5 protein-coding genes and 1 pseudogene are annotated in these 5,460 nt (G+C 64.1%); 1 reads left to right on the top strand and 5 read right to left on the bottom strand.

Translation table 11 applies throughout. The features are described 5' to 3' along the window. The 4 genes and pseudogenes from EOA36_RS26090 to EOA36_RS26105 form a co-directional block, all read right to left on the bottom strand. A pseudogene (locus EOA36_RS26090) lies at positions 1-455 on the bottom strand (ABC transporter permease); the annotation flags it as partial. Then, a complete protein-coding gene (locus EOA36_RS26095) occupies positions 455-1,318 on the bottom strand; it encodes an ABC transporter permease (protein WP_127280013.1) in 864 nt (287 codons plus the stop codon). The pseudogene EOA36_RS26090 and the gene EOA36_RS26095, both read right to left, overlap by 1 nt. Positions 1,319-1,381: 63 nt before the next feature. Continuing rightward, on the bottom strand, positions 1,382-2,545 hold the full coding sequence (locus EOA36_RS26100) for a spermidine/putrescine ABC transporter substrate-binding protein (protein WP_127280014.1): 1,164 nt from the start codon (positions 2,543-2,545) through the stop codon (positions 1,382-1,384). Continuing rightward, on the bottom strand, positions 2,526-3,662 hold the full coding sequence (locus EOA36_RS26105; protein WP_127280015.1) for an ABC transporter ATP-binding protein: 1,137 nt from the start codon (positions 3,660-3,662) through the stop codon (positions 2,526-2,528). Before EOA36_RS26105 ends, EOA36_RS26100 begins: the two co-directional genes overlap by 20 nt. A gap of 112 nt (positions 3,663-3,774) precedes the next feature. Here EOA36_RS26105 and EOA36_RS26110 point away from each other — a divergent pair, with 112 nt between their 5' ends. Beyond that, positions 3,775-4,587 (top strand): LuxR C-terminal-related transcriptional regulator, encoded by an 813-nt coding sequence (locus EOA36_RS26110; RefSeq protein WP_127280016.1) that lies wholly within the window; start codon positions 3,775-3,777, stop codon positions 4,585-4,587. A 14-nt stretch (positions 4,588-4,601) separates the two neighbouring features. Here EOA36_RS26110 and EOA36_RS26115 read toward each other — a convergent pair. Continuing rightward, positions 4,602-5,460 (bottom strand): 3-hydroxyacyl-CoA dehydrogenase family protein (locus EOA36_RS26115; RefSeq protein ID WP_245464469.1); only part of this gene is annotated, 859 nt, incomplete at its 5' end.

Raw genomic sequence — 5,460 nt, forward strand, 5'->3', positions numbered from 1 at the left:
ATCGAGAACAGGCCATGCGCGGCGATGATCGAGCCGTAGCCGAGCGACAGGCGCGGTGGCTGGTCACCGGGCCAGACCGAGGCGAGGAACGGGTTGACGACGGCGAACAGCTGGACGAGCGCGACCAGCGTCGAGATGCCGATGACGACGCCGGGAACGACGATCGCCGCGCCAAGCAGCCCATCGAAGACGGCGCGGGTTCTGACGCCGACACGCGCCAGGCCAAGGGCTGCCGCGGTGCCGAACACCGCCGCCAGCAGGGCGCTGGTGGTGGCAATGAACAGGCTGTTCTTCAGCGCCTCGACCAGGAACGGGTTGGACAGCGCCTTGCCGTACCATTGCACCGAGAAGCCGGTGAACTCGCTGGCATGGTGGCCGGCGTTGAAGGAAAACAGCACGACCAGCACGATAGGCAGATAGAGGAACGCGAAGACGGCAATGACGAAGGCGCGCATCAGATGAGGTCCACCCGGCGGGCGCCCGCAACCCGGTTCGAAATGCGGTTGGCGACAATCAGCACCACCACCGAGACCAGCACCAGCGTGATTGCGATGGCCGATCCGAACGGCCAGTTGCGCGACTGCAGGAACAGGTCGACCAGCGCGTTGCCGATGAAGAACACCTTGCCGCCGCCGAGCAGCGTCGGGATCAGGTACTCGCCAAGCAGCAGGATCATGACCAGCGAAAAGCCGGTCATCACGCCCGGCAGCGACAGCTTCAGGGTCACACCAAGGAAGGTGGAGAGCGGGGTCGCGCCGAGATCGGCCGAAGCTTCCAGCAGCCTTCGGTCGAGCCGCTCGAGGCTGACATAGATCGGCAGGATCATCAGCGGCAGATAGCCGTAGACGATGCCGAGCAGGACGGCACCCGGCGTGTTGATCAGCCTGACATCCTCGATGCCTACGAAGGCGAGCAGCGCGGGGATGCCGCGTCCGCCCAGAATGTACATCCAAGCATAGGTGCGCATCAGCAGGCTCGTCCAGAACGGAATGACGACCAGCGCAAGCAGGATCAGCCGCCAGCGCTGCGGCGCCTGCAAGGCAAGATAATAGGCGACCGGATAGGCAACGAGCAGGCAGGCAAGCGCGCCCACCGGCGCCAGCACCATGGTGTTCCAGAACGCGGTCGCCCGCGCCGGAAGATTGGCGTATTGCGCCAGCGTGAAGGCCGCCTGGTATCCGCCCTCGGGGGCCCGCTCGCCGACGCTGAACACGGCTATGGCGATGAACGGCAGCACCAGGAACACCACCAGCCATACTGTCGCCGGCGCGAGCAGCAAGGCGGTCAGGAAATTATGCCGAAATCTGTTGCCCTGCATCGAAACCGTCCCGGTACCGGCGGACATGGGCCCGCCGGTCGTTTGTCTTTGTCCAGGCCAGTCTCAAGCCGATTTGAAGCGCGCCATCAGTTCGGCACGGCCCGGATCGGTCAGCGTTGCCGCCGCGCCGAATTCGAGCGGCGTCAGCAGGTCCGCCGCCGGATAGAGGATCGGATTGTCGAGCACTTCCTTGGGCAGCAGCTTGTTGACGCGCGCATCGGTGGAAGGAGCGCCGTTGGCGAGGTGCTCCTTCACCGCGACCTGCGGGTTCATCAGATAATTGAGCAGCGCGTAGCCGGCGGGCTTGTTCGGCGCGTCCTTCGGGATGGCATAGAAATCGGTCCAGATCTCGCCGCCTTCCTTGCCAAGCACATAGGCTATCTCGGGAATGTCGCGATGCAGCTGCGCGCCGTCATTGGTCCAGCACATCGTCATCCACGCGTCGCCCGCGCGCATGCCCGGCTGGTAGTCGGACGAGACCGCGAACAGATGCGGCTTGACCTTGAGCAGCAGTTCCTCCGCCTTGGCGAGCTCGTCCTGCTTCAGCGAATTGAACGAATAGCCGTAATATTTCAGCGCGTTCCCGATGGTGGTGAGCTGGTAGTCATGCACCATGGTGCGGCCATCGCCCTCGGCCATGGCGGTGTCCCAGAACTCCTTCCAGCTCGTCATCGGCTTGGCGAGCTTCTTGGTGTTCACGGCAAAACCCGTCGTGCCCCAGTTCTTCGGCACGGCGTAAATAGTGCCATCGATGGTACCCTCGGAGGTGAAACGCGCATCTTCCTGGGTGCCATCGAAGTTCGGCAGCTTCGCCATCTCCAGCGGCTCGATGATGCCGAGCTTCTTGTAGGTCGAGATCGTATAATTGGTCGGCACGAACAGGCTCCAGCCCGAGGCGCCGGCCTGCAGCTTGGCCAGCATCTCCTCATTCGAGCCGAACACGTTGACCTCGACGGCGACGCCCGTGTCCTTCTTGAAGTTCTCGAAGGTCTGCGGGTCATGATAGTTCGGCCAGGTGGCGATCGACATGCGGTCGCCAAGGCTTTCGGCGGCGAAGGCCGGCGTCGGCATGATGCCGATCTCGCGCGCCATCACCGCCGTTGCGATGCCGAGGCCGGTGAGGCCAAGGAAGTCGCGGCGGCCGATCGAGCCGCGCTTCAAGCGCATCAGCTGGTCGACGAAATTCTCGGGGCTTATCGGCAGTCCGTCACGATATGATTTCGACATGTTTGTTTACCCTCTGGTTGGTCCCGTTGTTCTTGGTCTCCGGAAACGCGAGCGGCGTCCCGGTGGCAAAGCCGATGGCGACGGGTTCACCCGGCTTGAAGAGATTGCCTTGGCCGATCAAATGGTCGGCCTTGGCGAGTAATGTTCCGATGCCCTGGACCTCGATCGCGTATTCCGCCGTCGATCCCAGGAAAATCCGGTTGCGGACGACACCCTTGAGCGGGCCGCTTGCCGGAGCGCCGAGGCTGAGTGATTCAGGACGCAGGCTGACCGAGACGGTCTCGCCCTGTTGCAAGGCGGTGCGTTTGCGCGCCGCGATGATGGTGCCGTCCGCCAGCGCAACGTCCACCAGTTCGCCCGTATGCCCCGCGACCTTGCCGGCAAGCAGATTGGTCTTGCCGACGAAATCGGCCACGAACAGATCGGCCGGCTCGTCGTAGATCTCATTGGGCTGTCCAAGCTGGACGATGCGGCCGCCATTCATGACGCAGACGAAATCGCTCATCGACAGCGCTTCCTCCTGGTCGTGCGTCACCAGCACGAAGGTGATGCCGATCTCGCGCTGCAGGTTCTGCAGCTCGATCTGCATGTCGGTGCGCAGCTTCTTGTCGAGCGCCGCCAGTGGCTCGTCGAGCAACAGCACCGCCGGCTTGTTGACCAGCGCGCGCGCCAGCGCGACACGCTGCTGCTGGCCGCCGGACAGTTCGTGGATCTTGCGGCCGCCATAGCCGGCGAGCCGCACCATTTCGAGCGCTTCGCCGGCCCGCTGGCCGATCTCGCGCGACGACAGCCGTGGCCTTGCCTGGCGCAGGCCATAGGAAACATTGGCTTCGACGTCGAGATGCGGGAACAGCGCGTATTGCTGGAACACCATGTTGACCGGCCGCCGGTAGGGTGGCGTGCCGGCCATGTCCTGGCCGCGGATGAACACCTGGCCTTCGCTCGGCTGTTCGAAGCCGCCGATCATGCGCAGGCAGGTCGTCTTGCCGCAGCCAGACGGTCCAAGCAGCGCAACGAAGGCGGAGGGCGGCACGGCAAGGTCGATACCGCTGACCGCAGTCACCGCGCCATAGCGCTTGGCCACGCCGCGAAATTCGATGTCGGGCACTGCGGTCAAGGCTGCGGCTCCAGGACGATGCGATTTCAAGACGCTACCAGAGCCAATGGCAGCTAGTATATACCTCGCGGGTGGTATATCTGATCTATTTTCTCGTTTAAGGGGGTATTGATTGAGCACTTCCCGCAGCGACGAATACAGCCGGCTCGCCGCCCTTGTCGCGGCGACGCGGGAGACGAGCGGCGACCTGTTCGGCCACGCGATGGTCGATTGGCTGCGCCAGCATGTCGGCTTCGACCACTGCGTGATCTTCGGCTATCGTGGCGCCTCACGACCGCCATTGCTGTTCGAGACGTTCACACCGGCCGAAAGCCACGTCTTCGTCGCGCTCTACCAGGAGGGGCCTTACCTGCTCGACCCGTTCCATCACGCGGCGGTCGAGCGCAAGGAAGGGTTCTGGCGCATGCGGGAACTCGCGCCCGATCGTTTCTACGCCAGCGAATATTTTCGCTCCTACTACAGCCAGACCCGGTTGGCCGAGGAAGTCGGCTTCTTCGTGCCGCTGCCGGGCAAGGACGCGCTGGTGCTGTCGTTGATGCGGCTCAGTGCTTCCGGCCCGTTCGGCACCGCCGATGCCAGGCTGCTGCGCGACATGGCGCCCGCGGTGATCAGCTTCATCAGATCGCGCTGGCCTGCCCTCCCCGCCGACGAACCGGCCGTGACGAAGCAGGACGAGGAAATAGCCGCGGTCAACGAATTCGACCGCGCCCATATCTGGAAAAGCCTGTCACTGACGCCGCGCGAAAAGCACGTCGTCGACCTGGTGCTGCAGGGGCATTCGACGGAATCGATCGCCAGGGCCATGCGCATCGTGCCGGGAACCGTGAAGGTCCATCGCCGCAACATCTACCGCAAGCTCAAGATCAAGTCGCAGGCCGGCCTTTTCGCCCGCTTCGTCGAGATCATCGACGCGCGGATCCGATGATTCCGCTACCCGGATCAGGCTGTTGAGCCGGCTTCCCAAGAGCCGCTCTCAGCCATCCGCTTGAGCAAGGACGCCGGCTTGAAAACATCCTTGCCGGTCAGCTCCAGCCAATATTCGAGCCGCTCGATGATCTTGCCCGCGCCTACGAGACCGGCCCAGAACATCGGGCCGCCCTTGCCGATGGGAAAGCCGTAGCCATTGACCCAGACGACATCGATGTCGGAGGCGCGGGCTGCAATCCCTTCCTCCAGAATTTTCGCCCCCTCGTTGATCAGGGGATAGAGCGTGCGTTCGATGATCTCGTCGGCGGCTATCGTGCGTGGCGCGATGCCCTTCTCGGCGGCCTTGTCGCGGATCAGCGCCTCGACCTCGGGATCGGGTACCGGCGTGCGCGAACCGTTCTCGTAGAGATAGAAGCCACGGCCGGTCTTCTGGCCGAAACGGCCCTGCTCGCACAGCGTGTCGGCGATGACGGCCGTCAGCCCACGCGCCTTGCGGTTGCGCCAGCCGATGTCGAGGCCGGCCAGGTCGCCCATCTGGAACGGCCCCATCGGCCAGCCGAAATCGGTGAACGCCTTGTCGATCTGGCCGGGTGTCGCGCCCTCCAGCAGCAGCGCTTCCGATTCCGAGCCACGCGCGGCCAGCATGCGGTTGCCGACGAAGCCGTGGCAGACGCCGACGACGACGGCCACCTTGCCGATCCTGCGTGCCAGGTCGACCACGGTCGCCAGCGCATCCGACGCCGTCTTTTCGGCGCGCACGATCTCCAGCAGCTTCATGACGTTGGCCGGCGAGAAGAAATGCAGGCCGAGCACGTCCTGTGGTCGCGAGATCGAGGCGGCGATCTCGTCGATGTCGAGATAGGACGTGTTG

The sequence above is a fragment of the Mesorhizobium sp. M8A.F.Ca.ET.021.01.1.1 genome (assembly GCF_003998025.1).
In the GTDB taxonomy this organism is placed as follows: Bacteria; Pseudomonadota; Alphaproteobacteria; order Rhizobiales; family Rhizobiaceae; genus Mesorhizobium.

Coding starts and splice junctions, on each gene's coding strand:
- EOA36_RS26095 (WP_127280013.1), bottom strand. CDS start 1,318: ATGCAGGGCAACAGATTTCGGCATAATTTCCTGACCGCCTTGCTGCTC.
- EOA36_RS26100 (WP_127280014.1), bottom strand. CDS start 2,545: ATGTCGAAATCATATCGTGACGGACTGCCGATAAGCCCCGAGAATTTC.